The following is an 18190-nucleotide window of genomic DNA, read 5'->3' on the forward strand; positions in this document are numbered from 1 at the left end:
AACTAGTCTAAATCAAATCGTACTCCCAATGAGATGTTTCGTTGCTCAACTGCAGCATTTCTGAAAATAGGGTTCAAATCATATTTAGCGTATAGCTGTATGCCATCAAAACCAACATATGCACTTAGACCGTATACAAAACTGGAAGTATCGTAACCCCCTTTCAGTTTATCTTTAACGTTTCTACCTTCTTCGTTTTTATATTTCAGTTTTTGTCTTGATCCAATATTGAAACCTCCATAACCTCCTATGCCTAATCGAAATTGATTACGAATCGAATATCGAATTCTTTTATCCGTTTTGCTAAATTTAGAAGGTCCAAACTCAAAGTGTATCGGAAATACCAAGTTATCCATACGAAACTTCGATTTTCTCAAATCAAACTCAAATTCTTGAAGTTCAGTTTCTCCATTATCAACAACAAAATACTGATTGTTTTTTGGCTTCAATCCATTAAACTGAAATGAAACCCCGTAGCTTAAGCGAAGGGCATTTGAATTCTTAAATACACGGGTGCGCCAAGCCCAACCAAATTCTAGAAACCTACTTCCTCCCAATTTATATGGGGAATCTTCTAAAGATTGTCCATCAATTATTGTATTGTTAAAACCAACTGCAATAACAGGATCCAGGTATGTACGACGATCATACTTTATTTCTCTCTTCCAGTCTTTTGAATTTATAGATACCACACGTTCTCCATTCACATCAATTTTAAACATTCCATCATCATCACTATATTCAGTCTTTTCAATAGCAATTACATCATCTTCATTCCGTTTCAAAAGGGCAATTTTATTGTCGACGATAGCGATTTTATTTTCAATGTTTAAAGCATGCTTTTTAGCCGCTTCTTCTTTCAAAACCTTGGCTTGTTCTGCAGTAATGTCTTCGTTTTTAAGTTGTTCATTTATTTTTTCCACCTCTTCTTTCAAGGCTTCTTTTTCTTGTGTAACTATCTTATCTTTTAAGTTCTGAAGAACTTCGATTTTTCTCTCAAATTGTTCCTCTTGAGCACTAAGGTCTTGCGATAAAAAAGACACAAACAGTAGTAAAAAATAAATGGTAATGGTTCTCATAATAACTTTGATTTAGATGTCTCTTACCACCCCTCTCCGTAAAAAGAGGAGTGCATAGAGACTGAATTAATGATTGATGAATATTTACTCGATAATCGAGATTTAATTGTTCTTAGGTTTAGCTCGAAACCTAGTTTTTTAAATATATATTTTGATATTGCCTATAGCTATTTCACTTGTTGCGATCGGCAACAGCTGTACGTACTTTTAAAAATCCTGTTTTTAAAGACTCGAATATTTGATCTCTAAATGATTTATCCAATTCGTCTTCAACCTCTGTTAACAACGCCATAGCGTCAACCGATCCATTTTGGTTAAAAAGTTTTTCGCGTAGTATTTCATCTTGTGCATTTCTTAGCAAATCATCTACTTCAGCTTCTGTCAAGGCATCTCTATTCAGTTCAAGTGAATCGACAGTCGCAACTATTTCCAAAATTTTAGTATTGATGATTTCTTCTTTAAAATAAGTCGGTTTTGAACTCTTTTCAACAGCTGCTTCAGCCTCTTTATTAACTGGATCTACAGAAGTAATTTGGTCCTTTAATTCAGAAGTTTGACTACCAATTATTCTTTCTACTTTTCGAGCTGGTGCTAGTTCAGTTTTATCATTTTCAGCAACAGTTTCTTCAATTTCTTTATCATCTTTTAAAATCGAATCTGTTTTAGTATCGCTTGCATCCTCTTTTGTTTCTACAATTTGAACATCTGGACTAGTATTTAAAGGGCTGCCTGAACTAAAATAAACTACCGAAATAATTAAAAGCCCTATAAAACTAGCTGCAATACTATACCAGAAATAATTCCTTTTCTTTGATTGAGGTGCATCAGCATCTAAATCTAATTTTTCAGACAACTTCTCCCATGCATTTGCAGAAGGCTGTATCTCTCGCTCCTGAAGCTGCTTTTTAATATGTTTTTCAAATTTATTCGGTGCCATAACCAATGATATTTTGTTGCTTTAATTTTTCTTTGAGCATTTTTCTTGACTTGAATAATTGCGATCTTGATGTTCCCTCAGAAATACTTAACATCTCTGCTATTTCCGTATGAGAATAGCCCTCTATTGCAAATAGTACAAATACCGCTCTATATCCCTCTGGAAGCGCGTCAATCAAATTTTGAATGTGCGCTACATCTAATTCCGAAGATGAAGGTGTACTTTCTAAGGATGTCCTTTCATAGATACTATCATCATAAACAACAAATTGTCTTTTTCTAAGGTGACTAATACTCTCTCGGACCATAATTCTGCGTATCCAACCTTCAAAACTCCCATCAAACCTAAAACTGTCGAGGTGTTTGAAAACTTTTACAAAACCGTTCACCATAACGTCTTCGGCAAAATGAATATCCTTTATATATTGCCTACATACACCTAGCATCTTAGGAGCATACTTTTCGTAAAGGTGCTGTTGCGCCTCTCGATTGCCTGATGCCGATTTTTTTATCAGCTGCTTCTCATTTGTATAGAATGAAATAATTTTCAAAACGGTTTTAGTTATCTTCTATTAGCATAGACGAGGAGTGTTTCAAAAACGTTGCCTAAGTAGGTGAAAAAAGTTGAAAGTTATTTTTTACGGTCCACCACGTAGTTGACCATGAGCTCCAAAGAAGCCTTATAATCAGATTCAGGGTAAGTTTCTAGTAAAGTGAGTGCCTGATTTTTATAGGCCAACATTTTTTCGACAGCATAATCCAATCCTCCTTTTTCTTTTACAAAAGCAATCACCTCCTTAACTCTTTTCTTGTCTTTGTTGTGATTCTTAACGGAGTTGATAAGCCATTTTTTTTCATCCTTTGAGCAAATATTCAATACATGAATTAGGGGAAGTGTCATTTTTTGCTCCTTAATATCAATTCCTGTGGGCTTACCAATTGCGGTACTTCCATAATCAAAAAGGTCATCTTTTATTTGAAATGCCATTCCGCAGAGTTCCCCGAATTTTCGAAAAGTTTCTACATCTTCAGAATCAGGCTTTACGGAACACGCGCCAAGTCCACAGCAAGCTGCAATAAGAGTTGCAGTCTTCTGACGAATAATATCATAGTATACTTCTTCGGTAATATCTAAACGACGTGCTTTTTCTATCTGAAGTAGTTCTCCCTCACTCATCTCGCGAACAGCAACTGAAATTATACGCAACAAATCAAAATCACCGTGATCAATAGATAACAGCAAGCCTTTTGATAATAAATAATCCCCGACTAGTACGGCTATTTTGTTTTTCCAAAGCGCATTGATCGAGAAAAAACCACGACGTTTACTACTTTCATCAACTACATCATCATGCACTAAAGTTGCCGTATGTATTAATTCAATCACTGAGGCTCCGCGATAGGTGCGTTCATTCACCTGCCCATTGTTCAATAATTTTGCTGTTAGAAAAACGAACATGGGCCGCATTTGCTTCCCTTTTCTATTTACAATATAGTGGGTAATTCTGTTTAAGAGTGCAACTTTAGAAGACATTGAATCGCGAAACTTCGACTCAAAGAGTTCCATTTCAGGTCGAATCGGATCTTTTATTTGAGATACTATCTTCAAAGGATATTATGTTTTGCGGGCTAACTTGTTCAGAAGTATAAAACTAAGCAAAAGGTGGGAGTAAATAGTCTTTAGAGTCCAGTAATTAGTAGAATAGACTAGGCCTTATTTGCCAACTGCCCGCAGGCTGCGTCAATGTCTTTTCCTCTTGAGCGACGAACCGTAACTACAATTCTACTTCGCTCTAATGTGTTTACGTACATATCAATAGCTTTGTTCGATGCCTGTTGAAACTCGCCATCATCAATGGGATTATATTCGATCAAATTGACTTTTGATGGCGCAAAACGACAAAAATCCACCAAAGCATCAACATCTTTTTGCGTATCGTTAATGTCTTTCCAAACGACATATTCATAAGTGATTCTGCTTTTCGTTTTACTATACCAATATGCTAAAGCTTCCCTTAGATCAACCAAAGTAAATGTTGCGTTGAATGGCATAATGGATGTTCGAATAGTATCAATTGCCGAATGAAGAGAAACCGCAAGGTTAAATTTAACCTGGTCATCAGCCATCTTTCGAATCATCTTAGGCACACCGGATGTAGACACCGTTATCCTTTTAGGAGACATGCCCAATCCCTCCTTAGACGTAATCTTATCGATAGCTTTCAACACATTGTTGTAGTTCATGAGAGGCTCACCCATTCCCATAAAGACAATATTACTTAAAGGTCGATCAAAATAAAGTCGACTTTCATTATCAATAGCGACCACTTGATCGTAAATCTCATCAGGGTTCAAGTTGCGCATTCTTTTCAATCTAGAGGTTGCACAAAATTTGCAGTCCAAACTACAGCCAACTTGACTTGACACACAGGCTGTTGTTCTTGTATTCGTGGGGATTAATACCGATTCTACAACCAAATCATCGTGCAAACGAACTGCATTCTTAATAGTACCATCGGTACTTCGTTGCATTACGTCAACTTTGATATGGTTGATAACAAAATTAGCTTCTAACATCTCTCGCGTTTCCTTTGAGAGATTAGTCATTACCTCAAAAGAATGTGCGGACTTCTGCCAAAGCCATTCATACACCTGATTACCACGAAAGGCTTTGTCTTCGTTTTGAACGAAGAAATCGCGAAGTTGTTCTCGCGTTAAGGCACGTATATCTTTCTTTTTAGTTTCCACTTGATAAAAAAATCCCTCTTCAATCTATTTCAAATGTAAAGAGGGATTAATAGATTCCTGCCTTTACCGAAGTGAACTTAGCATAGGCGCGGAAATGACCATAAAATTTTTAGATTATTAACATAGCATCGCCATAAGAATAAAACTTATAGCCTTCCAAAATTGCTTCTTTATATGATTTCTTCATCAAATCATGCCCCATAAAAGCTGAAACCATCATCAATAAAGTAGATTTTGGTAAATGAAAGTTAGTAACCATTGCATTGGCAATACTAAATTCATAAGGAGGGAAAACGAACTTATTTGTCCACCCGTCAAAAGTATTCAGTGTTTTCTGTGAAGAAACTGCACTTTCCAAACCACGCATTGCAGTGGTACCCACTGCACAAATTCTTCTTTTATTCGCCTTTGCATTGTTCACAATTTCAGTAGCCTTTTCGTCAATGATTAGCTCTTCACTATCCATTTTGTGTTTCGACAAGTCTTCAACCTCTACTGGGTTAAACGTACCTAAACCAACATGCAATGTTAGCTCTGCAAAATTAACGCCTTTAATTTCCAGACGTTTTAACAAGTGTTTCGAAAAGTGTAAACCCGCCGTAGGAGCCGCAACCGCACCTTCATGCTTGGCATAAATTGTTTGGTAACGATCTTCATCTTCTGGTTCTACATCTCTTTTGATATATTTTGGCAACGGAGTCTCACCTAATTCTCTGAGTTTTCTTCTAAAATCATTATACGAACCATCGTAGAGAAAACGTAAAGTTCTTCCTCTAGAAGTAGTATTATCAATTACCTCAGCCACTAGGGTTTCATCTTCTCCGAAATACAACTTGTTACCAATACGTATCTTTCTAGCAGGATCTACCAAAACATCCCAAAGACGTTGTTCTTCATTAAGTTCACGAAGTAAAAAAACTTCGATACGTGCACCTGTTTTCTCTTTGTTTCCGTATAATCTTGCAGGAAATACTTTGGTATTGTTGATGACCATAATATCATCTTCTTCAAAGTAGTCGATCATATCTTTGAACATCTTATGTTCAATTTTTCCTGTTTCTCTATGGATGACCATTAATTTAGATTCATCTCTATTTTCAGAAGGATACTCTGCTAGTAAATTATCTGGAAGTTCAAAGCTGAAATGTGATAGTTTCATTTACCGTGTTTTAATAAGGTTTTTGCGGCTGCAAATATACGATGCTGGTATAGGGGATGTCAAGTAAAAGCCAGATTAAATGACAATTATAATTCTTTTACCCCAAATTTGAGAGTTTTAAGGTCCTTCCAATAATCGGGATACGATTTTGAAACTACTTCAGCATCGTTCAAAATGATTGATGTTCTCATGGCCAAAGGAGCAAAAGCCATAGCCATTCTGTGATCATTATAGGTATCAATAGCGATGTCTGATTTTATATCAGTGGAAGGAGCCAAAGTCAAATCTTCGTCTGAAACAAAAATAACCGCTCCTAGTTTTGAAAGTTCGGTATGCAAAGCCTCTAAACGATCAGTCTCTTTAATTTTTAATGTGTGAAGGCCTGTGAGTATACAACTAATTCCTAGACCAAAGCAAGTCACTGCTATCGTTTGGGCAATATCGGGAGCATTAGCAAGATCATATTGAACACCTTGCAGTTGACAATTCTCCGTTTTCTTTACTATAATTTTATGGTCTTCGAAAATAGTTTGAACTCCGAAATCAGTATAAATTTTTGCCAGAACACTATCGCCTTGAAGGCTATTCTCTTTATATGCGGATAATATAATTTCTGTCCCGACATCAGAAAGCGCAACAATACTATAAAAGTATGAAGCCGAACTCCAATCTGATTCTACAACCAAATTTGTCTTATTTACAGATGCTTTTGGAATCACCTTGATTGTATTTCCTTCAAATGAACTTTCAACACCTATTTCATTCAATAATGCTAATGTCATTTTGATATAGGGCACCGAAGTAATTTTCCCTATTAATTCTAGTTCGAGTCCATTTTCTAAACTTGGAGCTGTGAGTAATAAAGATGAAATATACTGACTACTAATATCTGCCGGCAGACTTACTCTGTTTTTGGTTAGTTTCTTTCCTGTAATGCGAATAGGAGGATAGCCATCGTTCTTTTCATATTCAATGTCCGCCCCCAAATTCCTTAAAGCATCTACTAAAACTTTAATGGGCCGCTCAGTCATTCTTTGAGATCCTGTGAGTGTAACCTCTTTACCTTCTTGAGAAGCAAAATAACTAGTCAGAAAACGCATTGCTGTACCTGCATGATGAATATCGACAATACCACTGGAAATCTGCAGGCCTTTTTGCATGACCTCGGCATCATCTGAGTTAGAAAGATTGCTGATGGAAATACCTGAGTACAATGCTTGCAACAATAAAGAACGGTTTGATTCGCTCTTAGATCCTGTTATTTGGATGTCTTGTTGAAGAAGATTATTGGAGGGGCCTGATAGATGTAATTTCAATGTAGTATTCTCTTTAAGTTGTTTTCATTTTTCGGAATCCTGTTAATAAAAACATTCCAAAAGACAGCCCGAAATTAAGGGGTAAAGATAACACTATTTCAACTTTTTGTTATTGTGATGTCGGTCGTGATCTCGCTTCGCTTTTAGGTCAAGTTTCTTGTCAAAAGCCTCTTGAAGATTTACTCCGGTTTGATTGGCTAGACAGAGTACAACGAAAAGAACATCAGCGAGTTCTTCACCTAGATCTTTATTCTTATCCGATTCTTTTTCACTCTGCTCTCCGTATCTACGAGCAATAATTCGAGCTACCTCCCCTACCTCTTCTGTTAGTTGAGCCATATTAGTGAGCTCGTCAAAGTAGCGCACTCCGTGTTCTTTAATCCAACTATCTACTGCTTGTTGAGAATCTTGTATGTTCATCTGACTAGATTTTAGACAAAACTACTCTTTCCGAATATTTAATGACCATTTGATTATAAAATTCTTTTAAAGAATTATAATGATTTGAGGGTATATTCCCACTATTTATATTTAAAGTACTGCTGAATTGTAAACTATTACCATTCTCTTTTATCGCGTACTTAAAACTTCCCATATTATCGGGTAACGCCAGGGCTTTTGATTCAGGAATAGATTCTACTTGATAACCTTCTGGCAAACTGAAATTAATTGTTATTTTATTCGATTTAGGATAAACAAAATCCACAGGGTATTCCCTCTGATCAATTTTAAAGGGATTCCTGTTCATTGCCATAAAAAGAGCAGGTTTAAAATAAATCTTATTGTCAATAATTTCAATCTGATTCTCTTTCACAAAAGAACAAGTCTCTACTATAGGCTTGCTATAATCATCTAGGTTTTTTATTTCTAAGTCATCAACTTCCATTTCTAAATATTTTTCCTCCATTTCATTCATCAAATCCTCTATACTCTTTTCCTTATTTGAATCTCGGTAGCTAAAACCTGAATTACCGGTGAGCTGAGTTCTCAACTTGCCTTCAATAGTGCCATCTTCTTTCATATTGGCATTTATAAAAACCACTCTTTTTGAAGCTTTTTTTGGCAGTAAACTAATTCCTTTTGAAGTTCCATCTTCTCTGATCAACCGCCCAGTCCAATTAATTACCCTCGTAGGCAAAACATTTATAGGAGCCATTTTTTCAGTGGCATCCATTAAAATTGTAGTATCACCATCTTCAATAGAAGCTATAACATAGTTAAAACCACCATTGGTTGGAAATAAAGGAATACCATGAGATTTTGTACTTACCAAGACGGGATTTGCCTTAAAGCCCGCATATCTTAGCATTGAAACTAACATCAAGTTAATATCTCCCGAATTCCCAGATTTTTGCTCGTAAGCTTTCTTAAGTCCATTTTCACTTCCTACACCATAGAAATCATTCCATGTCATTCTATTTTTGACATGTTCATAAATGGAATTTACTAGTTGATTTTTATCAGGTGTTTTGCTCTTAATTACTTCAACAGCATCTTTTAAAGTTTTAGACTTTTTCAGCTCTCCGCCAAAACTATCATATTTGTAAATTGCCTTCGCCACATCTTCCCATGTTCTGCTATAATTCTTATAGGAGCTGTTAGGAAATTGGGTAGAGGCAAGTTCAAATTTCATTGAACTTCTATAATTGTTCATATTATCAGTGTAATCTTCTTCTTTTAAGGAGGGAACATTAGCAATATTCGCGGTATACACGTTTTCGTAAAATTCAAGGTTACTGGTTCGACTGCTAGAGTTCAATCTACCCGGATCATTTTCAACCCTATAACGAACTTCTATTTTTCTGTTTTTTCTTGATTGTTTTAAATCAATAGGATAAAACCCTCTTGTATGTTTTTTAAAAATATAATACTGGGGAATTTCAACGCTAAGCTCTGCTCTATTTACCGGAATACCATATTGAAATTTAAAGTCATCAATATTACCGGCCATATCTGAGGTAATTTTGTATTCAACTTCTATTATACTCCCTTCTTTAACTTCGGGCATAGCTATAGAGGCTTTATTTCTATATTTTGAAACATTTTCTTTAAAAATTCCATCCTTTTTAAGTTTTGTTTCTACCACTTTACCATTCACTAGGTTGTAAGTGTAGCCCTTCACAGCAATTATTCTTTCTTCACCGTTACTAGAAGTATATAATGGCACCTCAATTGTGCCCCAATCAAGGGCAGATTTGTCATAAATTTTAATACGGTAATGCGCGTATCTAGTTGTGACAAAGCCATCTTCTGAGTTATAATCATAAAAAACACGTTCTTTTTTGTAGAGAACCGCGGCCTCCGCATCTTGTTCGATCGGATGCTTGGTTTGTTCTACATCTGCTTTGTCTATGTTACCAAATTTTATTTTTTCATCTTGGGCATTTGCATAGGAAACTAGTAGAAATAAAAATGCTAAAACTCTTAATTTCATTTGTGGTTATTTTTTGATCAGTACTATTTTGTTGTTATCGTGTCTTGCAATCTGTTTGATAAAATCTCTAAATTCATTGTATCTATCTTTCGAATATTTACCAGATTTGAAAAGAAATCGCCTCTTATATTTTATTTTATTTTCAGAAATTTTCTCAGCCTCAGCCATATACTCCCCAAAATCTGTTGTGAAATCAATAGGGGTGAAAAGCGTCTCGATTTCCATATTTTCTGGTATTTCAAAAATGAATTCATCTTCATCTATAAATCCTCTTTTCAATTCAACTTCTCGATTTCTATTTCTAATGCGTTTGGGTATATTCCCATAGCGATTAAACATATTTGGTACTACTAGCCATCTATCACCCGCCATAGAAACATAATCTTCGACACTAATCGTTACATTCTCTAGAATAGATATATTGTTTTTATCATTCTCAAAATCAGTTTTATTAATTCTCAAATTGGTAACATAACTCCAATATTCTTTATAATGTTTTTCTAGTTCGTTTTCCTTGTTTCTGGTAAGCCCATATTTTTGATTATACTGTATCCCCTCAGAAGTTATGTTTACTTGACCGGTAATTGTTCCTGAGGAATTGATAATCAAATTGGCTTTCGTTTTTTGTTTGTTTTCAACATCTTCATATTTTCTTGATTTCACTAATTCTCCTCCTCTTGGGGTCACCTTCAGTACATACCTATCATCTGTAAAGGTTCCTAAATAGTTAGCAGGCACCTCTTGATTCGTACATTCCAACCACATTTCCTCAGTCTCAAGTGGAACGTTCAAAAAAACATGATTTCCTTGTAGGGATGGAAATTCTGGATCTAGATCCCTCTTTCCTGCATCGGCATATACCACAGTATAATAAGACTCTATTCCAACTTCTTTTAAAAGTGCCATGGTATAGTTTGTCAAGCCTTTGCAATCACCATATTTTACGCGATCTACTTCTTCTGCACTTATAGGCTGCCAACCACCTATCCCCAATTGAACACTTATATATCTCGTATTATTTTGAACATAATCATATACTTTTTTAACTTTTTCCTTGGGATCAGAAATACCAGCAACTAGTTGCATTACCTTTGCTTTTGCCGAACTACTTAAAACATCTTGACCTGTCAAAAGTGAATTATAAATCCATACACCAAACTCTTCCCAATTACTTGCTTGCCCATCAACTCCTTTAAGATGAAATTTTTCAAGAGCAAATTTTACATTAGGGCCGAAACTAGAAAAATCTGCAGCATAAGGTTCACTTTTTAATGCACTTAGATTTTCCGCTGAATAAATAAGCTTATTGTCATTTTTTTTAACGGTAATACCGAATTCTTCCAAGTTGTTTTCTTTAAATCGAAATGGAATATTTACTTTTAAATCAAAGGTGTATTTAGTTTTTTCAGTGCTAACATTATAACCATCTAAAAAGTACCATTTAGGAATGAAGGCTGTATCAGAAGTTTCGTAAGACTTTTCTAATACAACCGTATATGGATAAGCTATGGGAGTGTATCTCATATACTTAACCCTATTGTCAGAATATAATGTGCCGTTACCAGAAGCGCTTTGATCAATAAAGTCTTTCTTCTTGAATTTCTTTATCTCATCACCCTGGGCGTTATAAATGATGGCTGATAATTGATTTATTTTATGGTTATCATCATAATACGCAAGCGCATGAATATGTTCTTTACCATCCTCATTTAATACGGTTACAACCCGTTTGCTTGAAACGATCATGGACTGATGACTATCAATACTAACGTACATTTCATCCAGTCGAACTACGGCATCGGCATTTTTTGTCAGAGTCTTATCTAGGGAAAATGCCTGATATTCTTGTGCTGAACTAATAAAAAATAGGAATAGGGAAACTGATAGAAAAAATAAGCGCATTGGTTGGTATTGGTGATGACAAACATAACGGATAATTCTTACTTTTGGCACCTAAATCGATGAAGAGGTGATAAAATAGACTATTCCCTATTCTTTGTATCAATTACAATAGTAACAGGGCCGTCGTTCAACAGGTCAACTTTCATATCGGCACCAAAAATACCTGTTCCTACAGATTTACCTAAATCTGTTTGTAGCTGAATTAGAAATTTTTCGTACAAGGGAATTGACACATCCGGTTTTGCCGCTTTTAAATAAGAAGGTCGATTTCCCTTTTTTGTGGAAGCATGTAAAGTAAACTGACTTACTACAATTGCATTACCGTCAATTTCAAGAAGCGATTTATTCATCACGCCTTCTTCATCATTAAAAATACGCAGATTGGCTACTTTGCGCGAAAGCCATGCTATATCTTCCTTCGAATCTTCACTTTCTATTCCTAGTAAAATAAGCAAGCCTGTTTCGATTTCAGAAATGATTTTCCCTTCAACCGTTACACTTGCTCTTGAAACTCTTTGAATTACTGCTCTCATAAGTCCCCTCCCTAGCCCTCCCAAGAGGGGAGGGAATACTTTTACTTTTTTATATTGTGAATATCGATTCTATAATTTTCTTCCTCACCCGTAACCATCTGCACATAGCTTTTGTACCGACTCCAGGCTACCTCATCATTATCCAAGGCCTCTTTCACGGCACATTTGGGTTCATCTAAATGAAGGCAATTATTGAACTTGCAATTGATTTTTAATTTAAAGAATTCCCGAAAGTAATCTCCGATTTCTTCTTTCTCCATATCGACGATTCCAAAACCTTTAATGCCCGGCGTATCAATAATCCTGGCATCGAAACTCAAGTCATACATTTCGGCGAAAGTAGTTGTATGTTGCCCTTGTAAATGCTGTTCTGAAATTTCCTTTGTTTTGAGTTCTAGGGTTATCTCTAGGGCATTGACTAAAGTAGATTTACCAGCTCCCGAATGACCTGCAAACATGCTTGTTTTTTCTATCATAAGTTCTTTGACCTTTTCTACATTTTTACCTGTTGTCGCCGATATTCCAATACACTCATATCCTATGCTTCGGTAAAGTACCGCCAAATATTTTACCTCCAACAATTCTTCTTCATTATAGGTGTCGACTTTATTGAAAAGTAATACAACAGGAATATCGTATGCTTCTGCTGTAGCTAAAAATCGATCAATAAAGACGGGATACGTCTTCGGGTTATTTAGTGTTATCAACAAGAAAACCTGATCCAAATTGGCGGCAATAATATGCGTTTGCTTAGAGAGATTTACCGACTTACGTATGATATAATTCTTGCGTTCTTCAATAGTTGAAATAGTTCCAACAGTGGCATCACCTAATTCTTCAATCTCAAATCGCACAACATCACCTACCGCTATTGGATTGGTACTTTTAATCCCCTGAATGCGAAATTTCCCTTTGATACGACACTCATAAAAAGTACCATCTTCAGTTTTTACGGTATACCAGCTTCCAGTAGATTTATAGACAATCCCTTGCATTCATTACATTTAGGTTACAAAGAAAAGCAATACTTTTATATTAGGTTGTTTCTGAAGGTAGTAACATCATATATATAATTTGTAGCACTTCAAAAAGTAATAATTTGATGCAACCTTTCTACATACTTATTGTCTTTAAATTCTAACATATAAATATTAAATCATGAAGAAAATTGTACTTATTGCAAGCTTGGTTTTACTTACCGCAATGGAGGTTAACGCACAACAAATCAAAGTAATCACCAGTGTAGAATCAATTGTACCTAGCGGCTTAGGCCGTTCGCGTATTGTTGACGCCCAAGAGGAGAAAAATTTTGGAGAATATACTTCAACCCAAACTGAAGAGGACAACACGAGAAACAAATCAAAAAGAGGGGATATTCGCGTTAAGAATTTCGAGGAAACCAAGTTGCTTAACTTTTATAATATTGCAGGAATCCGTTTTCAAAATATTGCTGCCAACGATGCGGTAATTTCATCAAAATTGACCTCAATGATTCAAGATGGATGGGAGTTGATGTTTGTAACCAGCGGTGTTGAAGCCGATGCCGGAGGTGATGACGGACAAGGTATTTTTATTACCCGATACATCTTTAAAAAAGAATAGAAATAATCTCCTAGAAGAAAAGCCTCATCAAAAATTTGATGAGGCTTTTTTAGTTCGTCTTTACGAGAAAGTAAAACGTTTATGCTTTTACAATCTTTTCTTGATGATTAATTGACTCTTGGTGGATTGCTTTGAACATACGAAGTACGAACTCTTCGCTCAACCCTTTTGTTTCTCCTTCTAGAATCATCTTGCCTAAAATTTCATTCCAACGACTAGATTGTAAAACAGCGACATTTCGTGTCTTCTTCAATTGACCGATGCCATCAGAAACTTTCATTCGTTTACCCATTGTCTCTATCAACTGATTGTCAATAACATCAATCTGAGCTCTTAGGTTGCTCAATTGACTGTTGTATTCTGCTTCAGGGTCTGATTCTTTTCTGATTTTCAAATCGTTCATAATCTGAACTAGTCTATCCGGAGTTACTTGCTGCGCAGCATCACTCCAAGCATTATCAGGGTCATGATGTGTTTCAATCATCAATCCGTCAAAATTTAAATCTAAGGCCGTTTGTGACACATCAAAAATCATATCGCGTTTTCCTGTGATGTGCGATGGGTCATTGATCAATGGCAAATCAGGGAATTTATTCTGAAATTCAATCGCCAATTGCCATTCTGGAATATTTCTGTATTTCGATTTTTCATAGGTAGAAAATCCTCTGTGGATGGCACCTAATTTTTTGATTCCAGCTGTATGCAAACGCTCGATTCCACCTAACCAAAGGGCCAAATCAGGATTGACTGGATTCTTTACCAAAACAATCTTATCAGTCCCAGCCATAGCATCTGCTAGTTCTTGCATGATAAACGGACTTACCGTTGAGCGTGCACCAATCCATAACAAATCAATATCATGTTCTAAAGCTAGTTCCACGTGAGCTCGGTTCGCCACTTCAGTAGCCGTTTTCAAGCCTGTCTCAGCTTTTACTTTCTGGAGCCATTTTAAACCTAAAGCACCAACGCCTTCAAAATTTCCAGGGCGCGTTCGAGGCTTCCAGATACCTGCGCGGTAGTAGTTGACATCGGTATCTTTCAAGCTATGTGCTATTCCTAACACTTGCTCTTCGGTTTCTGCACTACATGGCCCTGCTATCACTAGTGGATGATCTAAACCCATATCATCCAACCATGTTCTCATTTCTTTTGTATTCTCCATTACTTTGTTTTTGGGTGAAGCGTTTAAAGGTGAAGGGTAAAGGTTTTCACTCTCTCGCGTCTTCTTTCTATTTAAATATTAATTGTTTACGATCTTTTTAATTCTCTTGTCTCTTGTCTCTTGTCTCTTGTCTCTAAAATCACTTTTTATTCAAAGGAATTCCATTCAATATTTCTTTAATCTTATTCGTACTATTCATTTCATTATAAATGCCGTCAAAGTCGTTCTCTAGAAGCATTTGTTTGAATTCTTCTAGGTTTTGAATGTACTCCTCAAGTGTTTCTACAACATTCTCTTTATTTTGCTCGAAAATAGGAGTCCACATCGCTGGTGAACTTTTTGCCAAACGCACGGTGCTTTCGAAACCTGAACCCGCCATATCAAAAATATCACGTTCGTTTTTCTCTTTTTCGATGACCGTCTTTCCTAACATAAAAGAACTTATATGCGACAAATGTGACACGTAAGCGATGTGCTTGTCATGCGCTTCAGGATTCATATATCGAATACGCATTCCCATTTTTTGGAACAACTCCAAAGCCCTTTCCTGTAATTTGAAAGCGGTCTTTTCTACTTCACAGATGATATTCGTCTTTCCTTCATACAAACCTTCAATAGCTGCTGAAGGACCAGAAAATTCTGTTCCTGCAATAGGATGAGCCGCTAAATAATTTCTGCGCTTCGGATGACTATCCAACTGTTTGCAAATCAATTGTTTTGTAGAACCACCATCGAAAACGACACAATCATCATTTACAGCATCTAGTATTTTGGGAAGCTCCGTTACCAAGACATCTACAGGAATAGATACAATCACCATATCAGCTACTCCCAAATCTTCATAGCTTGATTTTACATCAATCAGATTCAAAGCAAAAGCTTCTTCTAAGTGGGAATCGTTGGCATCGATTCCGTAAATCTTAGATTCCGGCATAATGCGTTTAATGTCCTTCGCGAAAGATCCTCCAATTAATCCGATACCTATTATAAAAACATTCATCTTTTTGAGATTCTAGATATTAGAATTGAGATTTTAGAAAAGTTATATTCTTAAAATTAAAAGTCTCAAGTCTCATATCTTTTTTCTAAAATCTATTGATTGCTTCTTGAATCTTTTCCTCTGGCACACATAGTGAAAATCGTATGTATCCTTCTCCGTTGCTTCCGAAAATGGTTCCGGGGGTTATGAAAATATCTTTATCATATAAGATGTCATCGATAAATTTTTCTGCGGATGGCACTCCGTAAGGCAACTTCGCCCAAACGAATAGTCCCACGGAAGTGGAATCATAAGTACATCCTAACTTTTTCACCAACTGCAACATTAATTCCTTACGAACCGTGTATACCTTGTTCAAATTATCAAACCATTCTTGAGAGCTTCCCAAAGCGGCAATCGCCCCTTTTTGAATTCCGTAGAACATACCCGAATCCATATTACTTTTTACTTTTAATATGGACTTTAAGTTTTCTTCATTCCCTAAAACCATACCCACACGCCATCCTGCCATATTGAAGGTTTTACTTAGGGAATTCAGTTCCAAAGCAACATCCTTAGCACCATCAATACTGAGAATGCTTGTCGGATTATCATTCAAAACAAAGCTATACGGGTTATCATTGATTAATAGGATATTATTCCGTCGCGCAAAAGCAATCAATTTTTCAAACTGCATTTTAGTAGCCGTGGCTCCCGTTGGCATATGCGGATAGCTCACCCACATCAATTTTACTTTCGATAAATCTTCTTTTTCCAATTCCTCCAAATCTGGAAACCAGCCCTTATCTTCTACCAAATCGTAATACTTCGGAATCGCCCCAACCAACTTACTCACCGCAGTGTAGGTAGGATATCCTGGGTTAGGAATCAACACCCCATCTCCTTCATTCAAGAAAGCCATGCTGATATGCATGATACCTTCTTTCGAGCCCATCAACGGAAGAATTTCGGTTGCAGCATCTGCTTCCACTCCAAATTTCGATAAATAGAATTTCGCAATCGCTTCGCGTAATTCAGGCAGACCTTGATAGCTCTGATATTGATGGGCTCCAGAGTCATGAACTGCATTCTGAATTGCCTTAATCACGGCTTCAGATGGAACTAAATCAGGACTACCAATTCCCATATTGATAATCGGTTTTCCATCAGCCATAAGTCCGCGTACCTCTCGTAACTTTTTTGAGAAGTAATATTCCTGAACCGTTTCAAGTCTATCGGCCGTCTGTATCATCCTCTGGCATTTTTATATTCACCCAATACTTTAAAATCTTCTGACATGATGTTCAACAGCGCTTTTGCTTTTTCAAAATTGGCATAACCTTCAAAAGTTATGTCAACAAAGAAGGCATATTTCCAAGGGGTCTCAATAATGGGAAGGCTTTGAATTTTCGTCAAGTTCAAATTGCAATCACTCATAACATTAAGCATAGCCGCCAAACTACCGCGTTTGTGGTCCGTTATGAAACGTACCGATGCTTTATTTATATCCTCTTTTGGAAGCTCCTTATTTTTTGTTTTTACAATGATAAATCGCGTGGCATTATTCTTAATGGTTTGTATGTCTGATGCTACGATGTCCAAATCATATAAATCAGCTGCTACATTGGGAGCAATCGCCGCCACATGTTTTAATTGACCCTCTTGAATACGTCTGGCAGTCTCTGCAGTATCGACATCTTCCATCAATTTTATCTTTGGATATTGACGGAAAAATTCTTTGCACTGCAATAGGGCCATAGGATGCGAATGCACCTCTTTAATATCTTCAATTTCTTGACCTTTTAACACCATCAAATTATGATGAATGTTCAAATAATGTTCACCGATGATATGGAGTCCGTTATGATAAACCAGATTATAATTCGGGATGATAGAACCTGCAATAGAATTCTCGATAGCCATCACGCCTTTGTCGGCGTGACCATTTAAAAGCTGATCTACTAAAGCATCGAAAGACATACATTCTACAAGCTCGATGTTATCTCCATAATAGTTCTTAGCCACTTGATGGTGGTTTGAACCTTGAATTCCTTGTATGGCTATTATTAAACTCATGCTACCTATTATTCTTCTATTTTCGATAGACCCTGAAATAAATTCAGGGTTCTCAAATTCTTTGAATTTGAGAACAAAAAAAAGTCCTGCTTTCTGCAGGACTTCTATATTATATCTCATTTCAATATACTATAACAGTCCTACTACTCTCTTAAAAAAGAAATAGAAAAAGAATCTGTTATAAAAATATTGCTTTGTCATAATACACTTAAACCGTGGCTAATGTATGAATTAAATTTAAAAATTCCCTGTACAGGGAATTTT

Annotated in this window: 17 protein-coding genes; 1 reads left to right on the forward strand and 16 read right to left on the reverse strand. The window is 36.1% G+C overall.

Annotated elements, in window-relative coordinates:
• Positions 1-2: 2 nt before the first annotated feature.
• From ACKWCD_RS18440 to rsgA, 12 genes are all read right to left on the reverse strand, one after another.
• Positions 3-1079 (reverse strand): hypothetical protein, encoded by a 1077-nt coding sequence (locus tag ACKWCD_RS18440; protein WP_413985442.1) that lies wholly within the window; start codon positions 1077-1079, stop codon positions 3-5.
• 172 nt (positions 1080-1251) lie between these two features.
• Complete coding sequence (locus ACKWCD_RS18445; RefSeq protein ID WP_413985443.1) at positions 1252-2016, reverse strand: hypothetical protein; 765 nt, start codon at positions 2014-2016, stop codon at positions 1252-1254.
• Positions 2003-2566, reverse strand: coding sequence for an RNA polymerase sigma factor (locus ACKWCD_RS18450; protein WP_413985444.1), 564 nt, complete (start codon positions 2564-2566; stop codon positions 2003-2005). The genes ACKWCD_RS18445 and ACKWCD_RS18450 overlap by 14 nt, the downstream gene beginning before the upstream one ends.
• 80 nt (positions 2567-2646) lie before the next feature.
• Positions 2647-3624 carry a polyprenyl synthetase family protein gene (locus ACKWCD_RS18455; RefSeq protein WP_413985445.1) on the reverse strand — a complete coding sequence of 326 codons (978 nt, stop codon included), beginning with the start codon at positions 3622-3624 and terminating at the stop codon, positions 2647-2649.
• 98 nt (positions 3625-3722) lie between these two features.
• Positions 3723-4763, reverse strand: a complete 1041-nt coding sequence (gene rlmN / locus ACKWCD_RS18460; RefSeq protein ID WP_413985446.1) for a dual-specificity RNA methyltransferase RlmN — start codon at positions 4761-4763, stop codon at positions 3723-3725.
• Between the two features lie 109 nt (positions 4764-4872).
• Complete coding sequence (gene queA / locus ACKWCD_RS18465; protein ID WP_413985447.1) at positions 4873-5922, reverse strand: tRNA preQ1(34) S-adenosylmethionine ribosyltransferase-isomerase QueA; 1050 nt, start codon at positions 5920-5922, stop codon at positions 4873-4875.
• Positions 5923-6008: 86 nt separating this feature from the next.
• Complete coding sequence (locus ACKWCD_RS18470; RefSeq protein WP_413985448.1) at positions 6009-7238, reverse strand: 3-phosphoshikimate 1-carboxyvinyltransferase; 1230 nt, start codon at positions 7236-7238, stop codon at positions 6009-6011.
• A gap of 93 nt (positions 7239-7331) precedes the next feature.
• Positions 7332-7658, reverse strand: a complete 327-nt coding sequence (locus ACKWCD_RS18475; protein ID WP_413985449.1) for a nucleotide pyrophosphohydrolase — start codon at positions 7656-7658, stop codon at positions 7332-7334.
• Positions 7659-7662: 4 nt separating this feature from the next.
• Positions 7663-9672: a DUF3857 domain-containing protein gene (locus ACKWCD_RS18480; RefSeq protein WP_413985450.1), complete on the reverse strand. Its 2010-nt coding sequence runs from the start codon at positions 9670-9672 to the stop codon at positions 7663-7665.
• 6 nt (positions 9673-9678) lie between these two features.
• Positions 9679-11574: a DUF3857 domain-containing protein gene (locus ACKWCD_RS18485; protein WP_413985451.1), complete on the reverse strand. Its 1896-nt coding sequence runs from the start codon at positions 11572-11574 to the stop codon at positions 9679-9681.
• Between the two features lie 80 nt (positions 11575-11654).
• Positions 11655-12107, reverse strand: coding sequence for a D-aminoacyl-tRNA deacylase (gene dtd, locus ACKWCD_RS18490; protein ID WP_413985452.1), 453 nt, complete (start codon positions 12105-12107; stop codon positions 11655-11657).
• Between the two features lie 41 nt (positions 12108-12148).
• On the reverse strand, positions 12149-13102 hold the full coding sequence (gene rsgA, locus ACKWCD_RS18495) for a ribosome small subunit-dependent GTPase A (RefSeq protein WP_413985453.1): 954 nt from the start codon (positions 13100-13102) through the stop codon (positions 12149-12151).
• 163 nt (positions 13103-13265) lie between these two features.
• Between rsgA and ACKWCD_RS18500 the strand changes: the two genes are divergently transcribed.
• The gene (locus tag ACKWCD_RS18500) at positions 13266-13709 is read left to right on the forward strand and encodes a hypothetical protein (protein WP_413985454.1); all 444 of its coding nucleotides are present in this window, start codon (positions 13266-13268) and stop codon (positions 13707-13709) included.
• Positions 13710-13788: 79 nt separating this feature from the next.
• Here the strand turns inward: ACKWCD_RS18500 and ACKWCD_RS18505 are convergent, their stop codons facing one another.
• The 4 genes from ACKWCD_RS18505 to ACKWCD_RS18520 all read right to left on the reverse strand — a co-directional run bounded on the left by ACKWCD_RS18505 (position 13789) and on the right by ACKWCD_RS18520 (position 17926).
• A complete protein-coding gene (locus ACKWCD_RS18505) occupies positions 13789-14871 on the reverse strand; it encodes a chorismate mutase (protein ID WP_413985455.1) in 1083 nt (360 codons plus the stop codon).
• 139 nt (positions 14872-15010) lie between these two features.
• On the reverse strand, positions 15011-15871 hold the full coding sequence (locus tag ACKWCD_RS18510; protein WP_413985456.1) for a prephenate dehydrogenase: 861 nt from the start codon (positions 15869-15871) through the stop codon (positions 15011-15013).
• Between the two features lie 85 nt (positions 15872-15956).
• Positions 15957-17102 (reverse strand): pyridoxal phosphate-dependent aminotransferase, encoded by a 1146-nt coding sequence (locus ACKWCD_RS18515; RefSeq protein WP_413985457.1) that lies wholly within the window; start codon positions 17100-17102, stop codon positions 15957-15959.
• Positions 17099-17926, reverse strand: a complete 828-nt coding sequence (locus ACKWCD_RS18520) for a prephenate dehydratase (protein ID WP_413985534.1) — start codon at positions 17924-17926, stop codon at positions 17099-17101. The genes ACKWCD_RS18515 and ACKWCD_RS18520 overlap by 4 nt, the downstream gene beginning before the upstream one ends.
• Positions 17927-18190 lie beyond the last annotated feature (264 nt).

Origin of the sequence: Maribacter taeanensis (genome assembly GCF_047345145.1) — a bacterium.
GTDB lineage: Bacteria > Bacteroidota > Bacteroidia > Flavobacteriales > Flavobacteriaceae > Maribacter_C.

Excerpts from the sequence above, each read along its gene's own strand:
- dtd (WP_413985452.1), bottom strand. The coding sequence starts at position 12,107 with ATGAGAGCAGTAATTCAAAGAGTTTCAAGAGCAAGTGTAACGGTTGAA.
- ACKWCD_RS18485 (WP_413985451.1), bottom strand. The coding sequence starts at position 11,574 with ATGCGCTTATTTTTTCTATCAGTTTCCCTATTCCTATTTTTTATTAGT.
- rsgA (WP_413985453.1), bottom strand. The coding sequence starts at position 13,102 with ATGCAAGGGATTGTCTATAAATCTACTGGAAGCTGGTATACCGTAAAA.
- ACKWCD_RS18520 (WP_413985534.1), bottom strand. The coding sequence starts at position 17,926 with ATGAGTTTAATAATAGCCATACAAGGAATTCAAGGTTCAAACCACCAT.
- ACKWCD_RS18480 (WP_413985450.1), bottom strand. The coding sequence starts at position 9,672 with ATGAAATTAAGAGTTTTAGCATTTTTATTTCTACTAGTTTCCTATGCA.
- ACKWCD_RS18440 (WP_413985442.1), bottom strand. The coding sequence starts at position 1,079 with ATGAGAACCATTACCATTTATTTTTTACTACTGTTTGTGTCTTTTTTA.
- ACKWCD_RS18475 (WP_413985449.1), bottom strand. The coding sequence starts at position 7,658 with ATGAACATACAAGATTCTCAACAAGCAGTAGATAGTTGGATTAAAGAA.
- ACKWCD_RS18500 (WP_413985454.1), top strand. The coding sequence starts at position 13,266 with ATGAAGAAAATTGTACTTATTGCAAGCTTGGTTTTACTTACCGCAATG.
- ACKWCD_RS18445 (WP_413985443.1), bottom strand. The coding sequence starts at position 2,016 with ATGGCACCGAATAAATTTGAAAAACATATTAAAAAGCAGCTTCAGGAG.
- ACKWCD_RS18505 (WP_413985455.1), bottom strand. The coding sequence starts at position 14,871 with ATGGAGAATACAAAAGAAATGAGAACATGGTTGGATGATATGGGTTTA.
- ACKWCD_RS18515 (WP_413985457.1), bottom strand. The coding sequence starts at position 17,102 with ATGATACAGACGGCCGATAGACTTGAAACGGTTCAGGAATATTACTTC.
- ACKWCD_RS18510 (WP_413985456.1), bottom strand. The coding sequence starts at position 15,871 with ATGAATGTTTTTATAATAGGTATCGGATTAATTGGAGGATCTTTCGCG.
- queA (WP_413985447.1), bottom strand. The coding sequence starts at position 5,922 with ATGAAACTATCACATTTCAGCTTTGAACTTCCAGATAATTTACTAGCA.